The 14725-nt window shown below is 45.5% G+C and carries 16 protein-coding genes; 3 read left to right on the top strand and 13 right to left on the bottom strand.

Annotation, left to right across the window (positions count from 1 at the left end):
• Nucleotides 1-125: 125 nt before the first annotated feature.
• From FZD51_RS11905 to FZD51_RS11945, 9 genes are all read right to left on the bottom strand, one after another.
• Nucleotides 126-1193, bottom strand: a complete 1068-nt coding sequence (locus tag FZD51_RS11905; protein WP_148974974.1) for a sensor histidine kinase — start codon at nucleotides 1191-1193, stop codon at nucleotides 126-128.
• A complete protein-coding gene (locus FZD51_RS11910; protein ID WP_148975347.1) occupies nucleotides 1190-1876 on the bottom strand; it encodes a response regulator transcription factor in 687 nt (228 codons plus the stop codon). Before FZD51_RS11910 ends, FZD51_RS11905 begins: the two co-directional genes overlap by 4 nt.
• A gap of 15 nt (nucleotides 1877-1891) precedes the next feature.
• Entirely contained in the window at nucleotides 1892-2464 is a 573-nt protein-coding gene (locus tag FZD51_RS11915) for a class I SAM-dependent methyltransferase (protein ID WP_148974975.1), read from the bottom strand.
• Between the two features lie 153 nt (nucleotides 2465-2617).
• A complete protein-coding gene (locus FZD51_RS11920; protein ID WP_148974976.1) occupies nucleotides 2618-3493 on the bottom strand; it encodes an SMP-30/gluconolactonase/LRE family protein in 876 nt (291 codons plus the stop codon).
• Nucleotides 3494-4042: 549 nt separating this feature from the next.
• A complete protein-coding gene (locus tag FZD51_RS11925; protein ID WP_148974977.1) occupies nucleotides 4043-4582 on the bottom strand; it encodes a PadR family transcriptional regulator in 540 nt (179 codons plus the stop codon).
• A gap of 45 nt (nucleotides 4583-4627) precedes the next feature.
• Nucleotides 4628-5818, bottom strand: a complete 1191-nt coding sequence (locus FZD51_RS11930) for a YhgE/Pip domain-containing protein (protein ID WP_148974978.1) — start codon at nucleotides 5816-5818, stop codon at nucleotides 4628-4630.
• Between the two features lie 157 nt (nucleotides 5819-5975).
• Nucleotides 5976-6611 carry a DUF3885 domain-containing protein gene (locus tag FZD51_RS11935; protein ID WP_148974979.1) on the bottom strand — a complete coding sequence of 212 codons (636 nt, stop codon included), beginning with the start codon at nucleotides 6609-6611 and terminating at the stop codon, nucleotides 5976-5978.
• Nucleotides 6612-6623: 12 nt separating this feature from the next.
• Nucleotides 6624-7427 (bottom strand): hypothetical protein, encoded by an 804-nt coding sequence (locus FZD51_RS11940; RefSeq protein ID WP_148974980.1) that lies wholly within the window; start codon nucleotides 7425-7427, stop codon nucleotides 6624-6626.
• Nucleotides 7428-7540: 113 nt separating this feature from the next.
• A complete protein-coding gene (locus FZD51_RS11945) occupies nucleotides 7541-7978 on the bottom strand; it encodes a MarR family winged helix-turn-helix transcriptional regulator (RefSeq protein WP_148974981.1) in 438 nt (145 codons plus the stop codon).
• Between the two features lie 159 nt (nucleotides 7979-8137).
• On the opposite strand from FZD51_RS11945, the gene FZD51_RS11950 reads away from it, so the two are divergent.
• On the top strand, nucleotides 8138-8539 hold the full coding sequence (locus FZD51_RS11950; RefSeq protein WP_148974982.1) for a CidA/LrgA family protein: 402 nt from the start codon (nucleotides 8138-8140) through the stop codon (nucleotides 8537-8539).
• A complete protein-coding gene (locus tag FZD51_RS11955; RefSeq protein ID WP_187445725.1) occupies nucleotides 8512-9204 on the top strand; it encodes an LrgB family protein in 693 nt (230 codons plus the stop codon). Before FZD51_RS11950 ends, FZD51_RS11955 begins: the two co-directional genes overlap by 28 nt.
• 177 nt (nucleotides 9205-9381) lie before the next feature.
• On the opposite strand, the gene ltaS is transcribed toward FZD51_RS11955, so the two are convergent.
• The 4 genes from ltaS to FZD51_RS11975 form a co-directional block, all read right to left on the bottom strand.
• Nucleotides 9382-11334 (bottom strand): lipoteichoic acid synthase, encoded by a 1953-nt coding sequence (gene ltaS, locus FZD51_RS11960; protein ID WP_148974983.1) that lies wholly within the window; start codon nucleotides 11332-11334, stop codon nucleotides 9382-9384.
• 184 nt (nucleotides 11335-11518) lie between these two features.
• A complete protein-coding gene (locus tag FZD51_RS11965) occupies nucleotides 11519-11938 on the bottom strand; it encodes a universal stress protein (protein ID WP_148974984.1) in 420 nt (139 codons plus the stop codon).
• 157 nt (nucleotides 11939-12095) lie between these two features.
• The gene (locus FZD51_RS11970) at nucleotides 12096-12512 is read right to left on the bottom strand and encodes a universal stress protein (protein WP_148974985.1); all 417 of its coding nucleotides are present in this window, start codon (nucleotides 12510-12512) and stop codon (nucleotides 12096-12098) included.
• Nucleotides 12513-12530: 18 nt separating this feature from the next.
• Nucleotides 12531-13994, bottom strand: a complete 1464-nt coding sequence (locus FZD51_RS11975) for a SulP family inorganic anion transporter (protein ID WP_148974986.1) — start codon at nucleotides 13992-13994, stop codon at nucleotides 12531-12533.
• A 157-nt stretch (nucleotides 13995-14151) separates the two neighbouring features.
• Here FZD51_RS11975 and FZD51_RS11980 point away from each other — a divergent pair, with 157 nt between their 5' ends.
• The gene (locus tag FZD51_RS11980) at nucleotides 14152-14694 is read left to right on the top strand and encodes a recombinase family protein (RefSeq protein ID WP_148974987.1); all 543 of its coding nucleotides are present in this window, start codon (nucleotides 14152-14154) and stop codon (nucleotides 14692-14694) included.
• Nucleotides 14695-14725 lie beyond the last annotated feature (31 nt).

A 14725-nucleotide genomic window follows, 5' to 3' on the forward strand; every position in this document is an offset into this window, starting at 1 on the left:
TATACAAGTTTGTCAACACAATCTTTTTTGCAACGATTAGGTTTATCTGAGACCCTCTGAGTCCCTTTTTCCTGGATCTGAGGGCAATAAAAAAGCTTATGAGCCTTTGCAGCCCATAAGCTTTCCTATATCTGATGCTCCACCACAACTGTCATCCATCCATCTGCGTATTCCGCATAGATCTTCCCTCCATGCAGCTCAACGATCCTTTTGGAAATAGCCAGTCCCAGTCCTGTTCCCTGGTTTTCTGTTCTCGCTTTTTCGCCTGTGACAAACCGGTCGAATAATTGATTCAAGTCAGCAACAGGAGGCTTATCCGTCCTATTGGAAATTTTTAAAACAGCTCTGGAACCCTCAGCATCTAGAAAAATTTTTATTGAAGACGGCTTCGTGCTGTATTTTATGCTATTGGAGAATAGATTTTCGTAGACCCGAACCATCATTTCAACGTCCATGGAAATCCGGACAGGCTCTTCTGTAATAAAAGTATGAAGAGTGAGCTGCTCCCGTTCCATGATCGGCATATACTCGCCGGCCATCTGCCTCAATAAAGCTGAGAGGTCGACCTTATCCATATTCAAGAGAACATCAGGGCTGGCCAGGCGTGTGTATTCCAATAACTCATTCATCAGTGATTTCAGCCTTTGTGACTTTGAATAGGTTGTTTCCAGATACTCCTTTAATTCTGCGCTGTCCTGGTATTGCCCTTTTCTCAAGAGATCCAGATAGCCGATAATTGAGGTTAACGGTGTCCTTAAATCATGGGAAACATTGGTGATCAGTTCATTCTTGGCGTTTTCAAGGCTTCTTTCATGCTCAAATCTGCTTTCAAGCTCCTTTGACATAAAATTAATATTACCGGCGAGCTGGGATAATTCATCCTTCCCTTTGATATTGATGGTCAGGCCCTGCTGTCCTCCGGCTATTTCCTGGACGCGATCGCTGATCATCTTCAAATAGAAGATTTTCTTGCGCACCAGCAAAAGGAAAACCAGAATGAAGCTTAAAATAATGATGGTAAAAAACAGGAATATGGTGACATTGTAAATCGGCACACTCAGTTCTGTCAGAAATTTCACATCGTATACTCTGAAAATCATCTGAGACAGCAGAACCATCACCAGGAAGGATGCTACAAAGCTGATGGCGATAGACCCGAGAAGCTTAAAAAACAGCCTGTTTTTCAGCATCATATCTTGTACCCCACTCCCCAGATGGTTTTGATATAGATTGGATGCTTGGGATCTTCCTCGATTTTCTCCCTGATTTTTGTAATATGGACCATGACCGTATTGTCTGATTTCAGCAGATCTTCTTTCCAGACGGACTCGTAAATCTTGCTGACACTCATGACAATCCCTTTGTTTCTCGCAAGCAGCTCGAGGATATCAAATTCCTTCGGGGTGAGCCTGATCTCTTTTCCGCCTGCGTACACCAGCCTTGTATCTGTATTGATCTCCAGGCTGCCAATCACAATTACATTTTTATCTGCTTCCGATTCTGTATTGTATTTCTTGTATCTTCTCAAATGGGATTTGACCCTTGCGATCAGCTCAAGAGGGTTGAACGGCTTTGACATATAATCGTCTGCCCCTGAGGTCAACCCCTGGATTTTGTCCATATCCTCCGATTTTGCCGAGAGCATGATGATCGGCATATGCTGCTCTTCCCTGATTTTCATGCATGCTTCTATGCCATCCATTTCCGGCATCATAATATCCAGGATGATCAGATCGAATGCCTGCTCTTCCAGCTTGCATAAAGCGTCCAGCGCGTTCTCGGCCTGGCTTGTCTTCAGTCCTTCGTTTTCCAGATAGACCGAAATCAGATGCCTGATTTCTTTATCATCGTCCACAATTAAAATATTGCCATCCACCCGTAACACATCCCATCATCCTTCTAGTTTATCGTTGCTGCAGCTCAATACATAAGCCGGAGGGACATTGCGGTACTCCCGTTTAATGTCTATGTTCTTAAAGAATTGCTCTATATATGCTTTTTTCAGCATTGTATATTGAAAAGTGATAAAACGCCCGCCAGGTTTCAGCAGCCTTCTGGTGTTATTTAAGATAGCATGGGATACAGGCTCAGGCAAACTTGCAAAGGGCAGTCCGGAGATGACAAAATCAATCTTTCCAAGCCCGCGGCTTTCAATATAAAAATCTATCTTCTCTGCCGACCCGTTAACAATGATCACATTATCTTCGTTCTGATATTTTTCCTTCAGCAAAGAATAAAATTCCAAGTTGTTTTCGATCAATAGGACGGTGGCTTCGGAGTTTCTTTTTTCCAGGATCTTTTTGGTGAAAACGCCTGTTCCAGGGCCATACTCAACAATCAATCTTGCGTTCCCGAATGCAGGATCACTGACCATCTTTTCAGCCAGATAGCCGGAGCTTGGCAAGAGTGCCCCAACTTTTCTTGGATGCTTCAAATATTGCTGCAGAAATACAGGCCCCTTCATTTCGCTTCACTCCATCTGTCGAATTTATATCTTTAGCATAAATTCAAAACCTGAAGAATTTCTCAGGGAATTTATTAAGAATTATTAAGATGCTTATATAGTTGCCAAGAGGCTGGAAAACTAAAAAAAGCTGCCTTCATGGCAGCTCAGATTTTAACCTTTATAAGAATAAGCCGGACTTCCCTTCACATCCGTTTTCACCCTGAACAGCCCGCCTGACAATGGATAATCTTTCAGCTGCTCTTCGTTCAGCCCATCTCTTGCCGTGGTGATGTACAAGTCCTTTAGGTCCCCGCCCCCAAATGTACAGCACGTCACGTTCTTGGCAGGCACCTTTATTTCTGAAAGCTGCTTACCTGTATGAGGATTCCACCTCGATACCTTGCCGCCGCCATAGTGGGCAATCCACAGCATTCCCTCTCCATCAATCGTCATCCCGTCCGGTGCACCGGCTCCTTCTGGAAAGCTGATGACTTCAGTGCGGTTTTCAATTGCCCCCGTTCTAAGGTCAAAATCAAAGCGGCTGATCTTTTTGGTTGGTGTATCGATGAAATACATGAATCTGTTGTCCGGTGACCACGCGAGGCCATTCGAAATGCCAAGCTGATCTAGCTTTTTCTCAACCTGCTGATCTGTATCCAGACAGTACAGCGACCCTTCAGCACCTGCACCCTGCTTGTCCATCGTACCTGCCCAGAACCGGCCGGCAGGATCGCACTTGCCGTCATTAAAACGATTAGAAGGAATATCGCTCTCTAATTCCTTTATTAAAGTGAGCTTCTCTGTCTCGAAGTTAAGAAGATAAAGGCCATCCTCCAAAGCCACTGCCGCTTCCTCCGTATTTCTTGGCACAATCGTCCCCACATTCTGCTCCAGCTGGATCTCCCGGTTTTCTCCTGAAGCCGGGTTGAAGATGTTCACCTTTTTCTCCTTGATATCCACCCAGTATAATAGCTGCTTCTCTGCGTCCCAGCATGGGACTTCTCCCAATGTGGCTTTTGCGTCCAGGACTAATTCTACTTCTCCCATTCTTAACACCTCGTCCTTTATATAGATTTTACTTTATTATAAACTTTCCCGGGACGGAGCGCTGGAAACGTATGAGCTAACAATATAAAAACGGCTGCCGACTTAGTCGGCAGCATGAAGTGCGGCATGCTTTAAGGGCATTTCAATTTTTTCAGCTGAAGGGTTTGAGTTTTCTTAGCTAGAACCATTATTTCGGCTTTACCCCAGAGATAGTGGTTCCAGCTCTCTTACCTGGAACCACTATTCCGGCTTGTCTCTGAAATAGTGGCTCCAGCTCCCTCATCTAGAACCACTATTCCGGCTTTTCCCTGAAATAGTGGCTCCAGCTCTCTCATCTAGAACCACTATTCCGGCTTTTCCCTCAAATAGTGGCTCCAGCTCCCTCATCTAGAACCACTATTCCGGCTTTTCCCTCAAATAGTGGCTCCAGCTCCCTCATCTAGAACCACTATTCCGGCTTTTCCCTCAAATAGTGGCTCCAGCTCCCTCATCTAGAACCACTATTCCGGCTTGTCTCTGAAATAGTGGCTCCAGCTCTGTCCTGGAACGCTAAATTTCCTTCCGCTCCACCCGCCGGATCAGCTCTTCCAGCCAGTAAATCGTATGCTCCATCCTGGTTGAAACATAGCCTTCCATGAATTCTCTGATGTTCTGATGCGCCTCGCCGACATGCTTCTCGGCGTCTATGCTGCTGATCTGCTCCCAGCGGGCCTTGATGGCGTCAAGCTTTTTTTCCAGGATGGTGATGACCTTGCCGCGTTCCACATATTTAATATTGGCGATCGCGACGACCATCTCCCCGATCCCAGTGGATTTCTCGAATTCCTTGTAGATTTTCTTCGGCAATTCTTCACGGCCTTTTGCTGTGATGCCGAACACCTGCTTATCAGGGCGATGTTCCTCTTTGATGATTTCGACTGTCTCAATGAGGCCCTGCTTCGCCAGTGTATCGAAATGGTAGTACAGCTTGCTTTCCGTCAGCCCGCTCAGCTGATCGAGCGGGATCGGTTCGGAAAGCTGCTTTTTTAATTTATAAGGATAATTATTATCCTCCATCAGTTTGCTTAAGATGAAAATTTGAATGGACATATTATATCCTCCTGCAAGAAGACTCTTCTTCTTATCATAGCAAAACTAGGCGGTGACTTCATCTGCAGCCTTGAGGGCATCACCTGCATCAAGCTCCGGAACCACGACTGGCGCCGGTTTATGAAGGAACGCTACAATGGCGATATTGATCAGCATCGCAGCTCCGCCGATTGCAGCCATGGACCAGAGGTACGGACTTGGGCTGATGCTGCTGTACATATTGGCCATATAAGCCTGGACGGAATAATACATCGGAGAAATATGGCTCATCCATTGGAATGGAGCATACATCATTTCCCGTGAGATGGCAGCGCCATTTGCTAGTGTCTGCATCAGCAGGATCGGCAGGTTCAACACCATTCCGCCTTCCCCGATGAGGAAGATCAGAACTGCTGTGAAGTTGAAGCAGACCATATAGTTCAGGATCTGCTGTCCGGCCATGCCGAAGAACAGATCACCGCTTGGCTCATTGACCAGATACGCCACTCCGACGGCAACTGCCGAGGATACAACAGCAATCAAAAGAGCTGTTAATTGCACATAAAGAAACAGCCTGGTTTTACTTGCATTGCCGCGGCTTTCCCTGAAAGCGGCGACCAGCTGCATCGCACCAATCATCGCACCAACATAGCCGGCCATTGTCAGGAACATCGGCAGCATATTATTATTCATGCCAGCAGGAATCTTATTGATTGAAATGACATTCCCGCTATACGCTGTTTCAATTTTTTTAGCCATCTCTGCTGCCTGGTCTTCCGGCAGATTCAAGTTCATTAGGACACCCTGCGCGGTTTGCTGTGAGAATTGGCTGCGCAGCTGGTTGTTAATTTCACCGACAACAGATTTCATAGTAGAAGAAACGGTAGTGGCCGAGGCTTCATTAATTGTAAAATCAATCCCTGTCGATCCCTCACCTTTTTGGAGATCCGCAGAGAAGGTTTCCGGGATCCGCACGACTAAAGCCAGGTCATTATGATTCAGGTCTTTAATGGCCTGCTTATTGCTTATATCTGTTTCAATTTCTTTAAAAGGCAGATTCTCCTGGAGCTGCCCGGCAATCTGGGCACCATAAGCGCCGGCATCTTCGTTCACTATCGCAATCGGCATTTGATCGACATTCCCTGGAATCGCAGAATAGCCTGGGAGAAAGATGCCAAGCATCGCAGCTGCATAAAAAACCCCCATAAAAATCGATGCGATCGCCCCTCGTGTTTTTAGAAACTGCGTAAATTTCATTGTTGCTTTCCTTCCTTCTGTAAAATTTATATTATTTTCATCAATATACTTTATTAAAAGTACTTTAATTTGAGTACTTTGTTAGTTTATTGCATCTTTTTGGGAAAGTCAACATAAAAAAACTGCAAAGAGAGGCGCAATTAAGCACTCTTTGCAGTCACATATGATATTCATCAACCCATTCGCTATATTCACCATACAGTTGCCTTAAGCTATCAGTCCGGGCTGCAATAACCTCACATCCGCGGTCATCATAAATGAAAAAGATAATATCCCTCGTCATGTTAATGAAAAAAATATCAGGATAATAGGAACCCTCCGCACTGCCGAACCTTGGCTTCAGAAGGAAGTCTTCATTGCAGGCTGCTTCAATAAGCTTGCGGCAATGGAAATCACTTTTTCTGCCCTTTAAATAAAATCGCGAAGTATAGCCATCTTCCCCGTCGTCAAAAAGATGAGGCAGAGCCTCGTGCCTGATTAGATATTTAAGACTTTTGTTCCTGAGATAGTGATCAAACACCTTGGTTGGCCGTTGTCTCTTATTACTCTTCTCAGGATGATAGATATTTAAGGAAACAGCCATTTCATCTTCTTCCGAAAAAAGTGACATAAAAATGGAGCATGCCTGGCTGTATACAGGCTCGAACAGATCCAGGTTCAATTCCCCATCTTCCTTGAACTGATAGATTCCGTTCCCGAGTTCAAAGTGGATGCCAATATTCCATTGGGAGTAAAGGCTCGGCTTTAATATAAGATTAGGGAAAGTCCTCTCCAAGTAAGATTTGACTTCCATCAGTATAACCTCCTAAAACCAGCTCAAAATCAGCACAAACAATCCAACACCGCAGACCAGAATCTCAAAAAAATGAATTCCGGCTACGACCATATGGCTGCTATTTTTTTGATGAAAGCCGAGAAATGGGGCGTGCTGGTTGATATACAGGCAGGCACAGGACACCAGGAGAGCGGCATTGAGATGGAATTCTGTCCTGAGCGAGGTGGCATAAGGGCTGTAGCCTTCCTGATCAATCACAAGGCTGATTCCGTATTTCTTGGATAATAGCAAAGACAAGTTCATCAGAATGAATACAAGGAGGGCGAGGCTGAACGGATGCCTGCGGTAATCAATGAAGCGCAGCCAGCGGTAAGCATTGCCCGGTTCATCATCTTCCTCCGGCTCGGCTTTCGCCATATAAAGAACGAAGCCGGCTCCAGCTGCAGCCGGGATCATTGTGAAAACTACATCGAGCAGCGGAAAACCCGGAAAGGCAAAAAAGACCGCAGCCAGGATGATTACCACGGCAATCAGCAAAGCCCAAATACGCTTATCACCGTTTTGTGCCTTTGCCGCTAAAGGCTGGATATATTCCCTCATATCTTTTCTTTTAAAACCAGGGAAGCCTGAATCGCTTCCGCCGGCCTTCCCCTTCAGCACTTCCGTAAAAGTAAAAGATATGAGCATAAGAAGAACTCCGGCAAAGAGCCATAGATAGGCGGCGAACGGATAAGGAGCAGGGTCTTCATAGCTGCTGATGATCCATATACCATCGCCAAGCAGGCAGATCAGGCCGGCAAGCATCAGGTATGCTGATATTTTATAAAGAAGCATAAGATTCCCTCTTTTTTCACTCTTTTTCTCTTATTATATCAAAGGGGAAGCAGATGGAAATTCCCTGTCGGCTCCGGATATGGATGCGCTTACTTTTCTTCGGATCTTAAAAGCTACTCAAAGAATGATGTATTGAGGCGGACAACCAGCTTTCCGAACATCTCCTTTTCTTCTTCTGTCCAGTCCTTTAGAACTTTGAAATAATGGGCCCTTCGGTTTGCGATATCTGCTGACAGTTTTTCTTTTCCCAAGTCTGTAATCGAAAATACACTTACTCTGCCATCCTTTGGATCGGAACAGCGCTTGATAAGGTCTTTTGATTCAAGTGACGCAGCCTGTCTGGACAATGTCGAGATATCAAGCTTAAATGCTTCAGCAAGCTCTTTAACGCGGGCTGGGCCGAATTCATCAAGCTGTCTGAGCAGCAGATAGGCTGAGCGCTCCAGCTGGCCGATCTTCTTTTCCGACTGCTCAAGATAGACTGCCTTGCGGATGAAGGTCGCCAATTCGTATTCTATTAGTTCAACGTCGTTTTGTTTCTCTTTTGACATGCTTTCATCTCCTAGTATGAGTGGCACATAGATTGACAAAGATTAAAATGCTTGTATAATACAAATATATACTTGTACTATACAAACATTTATCTGAAAAGTAAAGTGATTTTGAAAGGAGGAACGCTGTTCTTATTTTCCAGGACAGCTATGACTATCATGAAAAGGCTTCAAATTGTCCTCCAAATCTGTGTACTATACGCCTTCACCTTTACGGGTGATGTGATCCAGCGGGCTTTTCATATACCAATACCAGGAAGCATCATAGGACTCTTGCTGCTTCTTGCCTGTTTGCTGCTCCATATTGTGCCGGTCATCTTTGTGAAAGACGGAGCAAGCTTCCTGCTGTCGATCCTGCCTCTCCTGTTCATCCCGTCGATGGCAGGTGTCGTCAATTATCCGAGCCTGCTTTCCGCTACCGGAGCAGTACTGGCTGCCATCGTTGTCGTGAGCACGATAGCCACGATTGCCGCTGCAGGCCTGATGAGCCAGTTTTTAGAAAACCGTGCCGATAAACGAAAGGAGAAAAAAGCGTGCAAAGCCTTATCATCGCAATCCTGATGATTTTCTCGACCATCACCATCTATATGGTGATGGCTTCCGTATATAAGCGATATTCTTATCCTGTATTCATTCCAGTCCTGACTTCTACCATCATTATCGTCGCCCTTCTTGCAGGACTTCATGTGCCGTATAAAGAGTATATGACAGGCGGGAAATGGATCCACTTTTTGCTTGGCCCTGCTGTGACAGCCCTTGCCTATCCGCTTTATACTCAGCGCGAAGTCTTGAAAAAATACAGTCTGCCGGTACTTGGCGGCGTGTTCACGGGCCTGTTCACCGGGATGATCACCGGCATGCTGTTTGCTATGCTGCTCGGGATGAACCACGAGCTCATCCTGTCGCTCATCCCTAAATCGATCACCACGCCCGTTGCCATGCAGATTGCAGACGGCATCGGAGGCATTCCTTCCATGACCGTCATCTTTGTCACACTCGCCGGCTTCTCAGGTGTCCTATTAGGCCCTTCCATCATCAAGTGGGTCCGGATCCGCTCCTCGCTTGGCCGCGGCATCGCACTCGGCAGCGCCTCACACGGACTCGGCACCTCAAAAGCGTCCGAGTACGGCGAAGTCAGCGTCTCCATGAGCTCTATCTCGATGACCCTGTGCGCCCTTCTTGGATCCGTGTTTGGTCCGGTTATTGTGTGGCTGTTCCATATATGAAAAACACTGCTTTTCCATTGGGAAGGCAGTGTTTTTATGCATGAAAAAGCGTCAATCCCGGCTGGATTAACGCTTTGCTCTATTTCATCCATATTTTGGCATAACCACAACAGATAGAATTCCAGTCAATACCAAAAAAGGCTGCCTTTTTGAAATGACAGCCTTTTCCCCAGGTTTTCAGTTGTTTTCTTTATCGTCCCTGGATGGTTCAAAATAGATATAGTCGCTCCGGTCCACCGGGGTAAATTCTTCTGGCGTGTAAAAACGGAGCAGGTCCCCATTGACGATCCGGTCTGAGAGTGCTAGCTTTTGCTCTGCATTTTCCTTGTATCTGCGGGCTTCCTCCAGGCGATCATCCTCTAGCAGCACGCCGGTCTCAGAGTCATAGTACTTCCCTTCAGCAGAAGTAAAGACCGGGCTTACATAGTCGCCATTCCGGAAAGGGATCACTTCATCATGCTGTTCAGACAGCAAATCAGAACCGAGGTGGACATAATCTTTCGTGTCTATGCCAAGCAAGTGGAGCAGAGTTGGAAGCAAATCGATCTGGCCCGCATATTCATGGTTGACTCCTCCCTCCATTCCCGGTACACGAATGAATAATGGCGTCCGCTGCAGACCTGCACTTTCAAATGCTGTGACTTCCTTTCCGATCACTTCTTCCATTGCTTTGTTATGGTTATTGGAAATGCCGTAATGGTCTCCATACATAATGATAATCGAGTTATCATACAGGCCGTTTTCCTTCAGGTAGCCAAAGAACTGCTCAAGCGCTTCATCGGCGTATCTGGCAGTCTGGAAATAATTATCAACAGTTTTATCACCTGTTGTATGCTTCCCAATTGTTGCTTCCTCATCATTCAGTTTAAACGGATAATGGTGGGTAACCGTAATGAAGTTTGCATAAAAAGGCTGCGGCAATTCTTCCAGATACGGCATGGACTGCTCAAAGAAGGGCTTGTCCATCAAACCGTAGTCAGCCATTTGATCTGGGTTCATCTCAAAATAATTGGCGTCATAAAAATGGTTATAGCCCAGTGATTTATAAATTTCATTCCGGTTCCAAAAGCTTCCCATATTGCCATGGAATACTGCGGACGTGTAGTCCTGCTTCTGAGCTAAGATGGCCGGAGCTGCCTGATAGGTATTGAGCCCTTTCATCGTAAAAGCTGAACCCTGGGGCAGCCCGTAAAGAGAATTGGCCACCATGAACTCAGCATCAGAAGTTTTCCCCTGGGCAGTCTGGTGGAAAAAGTTATCAAAGTAAAGGGTGCTCCCGTCCTCTGCAAGAGAGTTCAGGAACGGAGTAACCTCTTCTCCATGCAGTTCATAATTAATCAGGAAGTTTTGGATGGATTCCATGTGCAGATAGATAACATTCATACCTTTGCCGGCCCCAAAGTAATCAGGATCGGGTTCAGCATAATTCGATTTCGTGAAATTAATTACCTCTGTCATATCATCGCTGTTTGCCATAACCCTCTGGGCAGCTGCTTTTGTGGTTTGAACGCCATCATAGATCGTGTAATTATACATGCCTAAATACTTAACGATATAATTGCGGTCGAATCCCCTTGTCAACAACTGCGGCCGGTCCACTTCCGAGAGAGCCAGATTGAGCCCGGAAATGCCTAAAGCAAACAGCAGCAGGACCTTAACCTTTCTCTGCGGTATTTTTTTCCCTTCGAATTTCGTGAATGGCAAGAAAAGTAATGCCACGATCAGCAGGAAATCAGCGAAGAAAATGAGATCGGAAGGCTGCAGCAGAGTCAATATGCTTCCGCTTACATTTCCAACATTTTGGGTCTGCGTCAATGTCGGCAAAGTGATGAAATCATTGAAGAAGCGATAATACAGCACATTCGCATACAGTAGAATCGACATGAACAGATCAATGACTATCAGGGCTGTATATTTTGCACGCCCTTTGAAAAGAAGTGCGATCCCCAGGATCAATAGCGAGGAGCCAAGCGGATTCACCAACAGCAAAAAGTGCTGGAGGATATTGTCTATTCCGAGATTGAACTGGGTCAGCTGCACAATATAAGTTTTGAGCCAGAGAAAAACGACAGCAGTGAAGTAAAAGAATGTAAATTTATCTGCTTCTGTTTGAATTGAAGTTAGTTTCATTACAACCCTTCCTCCTTGCCAGTTTTGTATTTTTTGAGAGTAAGCCCGATGTCAGTTAAAAAAAGTGTAACATGCTTTGAATTTTAAAAAAACCAATTTGGCATGGAGGATTCATTCTCAGAAATGAATAAGAGACCGGCATAATTACCGCTCTCTTTGGAAAAGAAATATTATCAAGACAGAATCATTTAACAATCAGCACCGGGCAAGCCGCCCGCTTGGCAACCTTATGGCTCACACTTCCCAGTACAAATTCCTGGAGGACATTTAGCCCCCTGCTGCCTATGATTACGATATCAGCTTTATTTTTATTGGCATAGTCGACAATGCATGGGCCCGGGTCTCCATCCAGAACAATGATCTCATACTGTACTCCGGATTCCTTTGCAAGCTTTTCAACTTCAGTCAGCCGCCTCTTTTTCCCCTCGCCAAGATTGGCAGAATTCCAGTGGCTCAGCGTTTCCGACTTGGCTTTATCAGGATCGGCGACATAGACGATTTCAATCCTGGAACCTGAACTGCATTTGGCGATATGGATGGCATTTTCAGCAGCCCTTTTACTGTGCTCTGAACCATCTGTTGCTAATAATATCTTTTGGTACATATGATAACCTCCTGATATTAAAATGATAACGCTTTCATTTTTTGTAAAAAAAGCTTTTCCCGCAACTTATTTATGATTATAACTATTTCTTATTTGAATAGCCATGGTTCAGAATAAAAAAGGAAATATTGCCCTCCTGGACTGGAGGGCATCTGTTTTATTTTACGATAAGGACAGGGCAGTCTGTCCTTTTCACGACTTTATGGCTGACACTCCCGAGAACCATTTCCTGGAGAGCATTCAATCCGCGGCTGCCGATGACAACCAGGTCAGCATCAGAAGAATTGGCATATTCAACGATTGCAGGGCCAGGTTCGCCATGAAGGATTTTGACACTGAAGGAAGTACCGAGCGCCTCCAGCTTTTCTTCAAAAGGCAAAAGCTTTTCCCGCCTCGCAAGATCAAGGTCCTCTTTGCTTTGTGTATGGAGGACGTCAGTCATAGCTTTGGAATAGTCCGCGACATAGACGATTTCTATTGATGCACCGGACAGCTCTGCCAGCCCGGCAGCTTGGTCTGTGGCTCTTTCTGAATGCTCTGACCCGTCAATGGCCAGAAGGATCCTCTTGTACATATTTATTCCCCTTTTCCTTTAATGTGCTGATAGTTTTGCGTTTGGATCCTGGAAGGCCGCCAGCTTGTCGACCAGCTTCTTGCTCGCTGCATTCAGGTTGATCACTTGTACGTCATTATGGTTCTCCCTGAATTTGAAGACGGCCTTATCAATCGCCCCCACGGCTGAATCATCCCATATATGGGCGTTTGTGAAGTCCAAAATGACCGTTTCATTTTGGACAGCAAAATCCAATGAATCAAGAAAGCTTTCAACAGAAGCAAAAAACAATTGGCCTTCTACTTCGTATACCACTTTTTGCTTGTCCGTTCTTTTGCCCAGCCTGACAGTTGATATTTTCCAGACAAAGAAAACGGCACTGAGGACCACTCCTGCCAGAACACCCTTTGAGAGGTCATGGGTGGCAACAACAATGGCAACTGTTGCAAGCATAACAACCGCATCTGTTCTCGGCGCTTTCCGCAGATAAGTGAATGAGCTCCAGTCAAATGTTCCAATCGATACCATGATCATGATCCCTACAAGGACCGGCATCGGTATCTGCACAACCAGATCTCCCAGTACAATGATGAGAAACATCAGGAAAAGGCCTGCTGTCAAAGTGGACAGTCGTCCTCTTCCGCCTGATTTGACATTGATGACAGACTGTCCGATCATTGCACATCCTGCCATGCCGCCAAAGAAGCCATTCACCAGGTTTGCAATCCCCTGGCCCCTGGATTCTTTATTTTTATTGCTTTCAGTGCCTGTCATATCATCGACGATGGAAGCTGTCAGCAGCGATTCAAGTAATCCAACAATTGATAAAGCTAGTGAGTATGGAAAAATAATGGCCAGTGTTTCAAAGCTGAATGGCACATCCGGAATAAAGAAAGATGGCAATGATCTGGTGATGGCCCCCAAATCACCTACCGTCCGAAGCTCTGTACCAGAATAGATTGCAATGGCCGTCAATAAGACTATCGCAATTAAAGGAGCCGGGATGGCTTTTAGAAACCTTGGGAGTATATAAACAATGGCAAGAGTTATCGCGACGAACACATAGGTCATTGTGGAAATGCCCAGGAAGTGCGGCACCTGTGCCATGAAAATCAAGATGGCTAAAGCATTAACGAACCCGATCATGACCGCACGCGGAATGAATTTCATCAGCTTGGCTACTTTTAATACCCCGAAAATGATCTGCAGGACACCAGTCAAAATAGTGGCTGCCAGAAGATAATCAAGTCCATGTTCTTTGACGAGCGGCACCATCAATAAGGCCATTGCCCCTGTGGCGGCCGAAATCATCCCGGGCCTTCCGCCGACAAAGGCGATAATGACAGCGATAGAGAAGGAAGCGTATAGACCCACCATGGGATCGACACCTGCTATAATGGAAAAAGCGATCGCCTCTGGAATGAGGGCAAGAGCGACGACGATGCCTGCAAGAATATCCGCCCTTACGTTTGAAAACCATTCTTTCTTAAGTTTTTCGACCAATTTAGATCCTCCTATATATATAAAGATAATGAATAACCAAAACTCAACTAAGACAGTCTAGCACGATTCGTCCTAAAAAGGAACCATTTTGAACCTTTATTTACGAAATCACAATGTGTTATGCTGATTGTAAACCTTTCATTAAAGGAGAAAAATCATGCTTATCGGATATATGAGGCCTCTTCAGGGCGATGAAAACTGTGAAGATCAACGGAATACACTGCAGAAAGCGGGCTGTGAAATCATTTTGGCAGAAGAGCATGCATCGCCAAAGAGACGCACGCAGCTGGACTCCCTGCTGGAAGGGCTTGAGCCTGGCGACAAGATTATGGTCACCAGGTTATTCAGCCTCGCGGATTCCTCACGCCACCTTGTTGAATTGCTGGAAGAAGTCAATTCAAAGAATGCTTTTATTTTTTCACTTGCTGAAAACATTGATACAGGCAATCCTGCCGGCTATTCTTTTCTTTACATAGCCAGGCATCTCGTTGAATTTCAAAGCGATGTGAAAAGCGAGAAAACGAAGCAGGGGCTTTTGGCAGCCAAGGAAAAAGGAAATATTGCCGGAAGGCCGCGCAAGGCAGATGAAAACGTCCGCCGCGCCATCGAAATGTATCAGAGCAAGCAATACAGCCTGAGGGAGATCAAGGAACAAACCGGCATCAGCAAGTCTACGCTTTACCGGTATTTAGAAAGCTGATCCCCTTTATTTCTCCATTTTTCTGTACTTC

It is taken from the genome of Bacillus infantis (assembly GCF_008180445.1).
Classification (GTDB): domain Bacteria; phylum Bacillota; class Bacilli; order Bacillales; family Cytobacillaceae; genus Bacillus_AB; species Bacillus_AB infantis_B.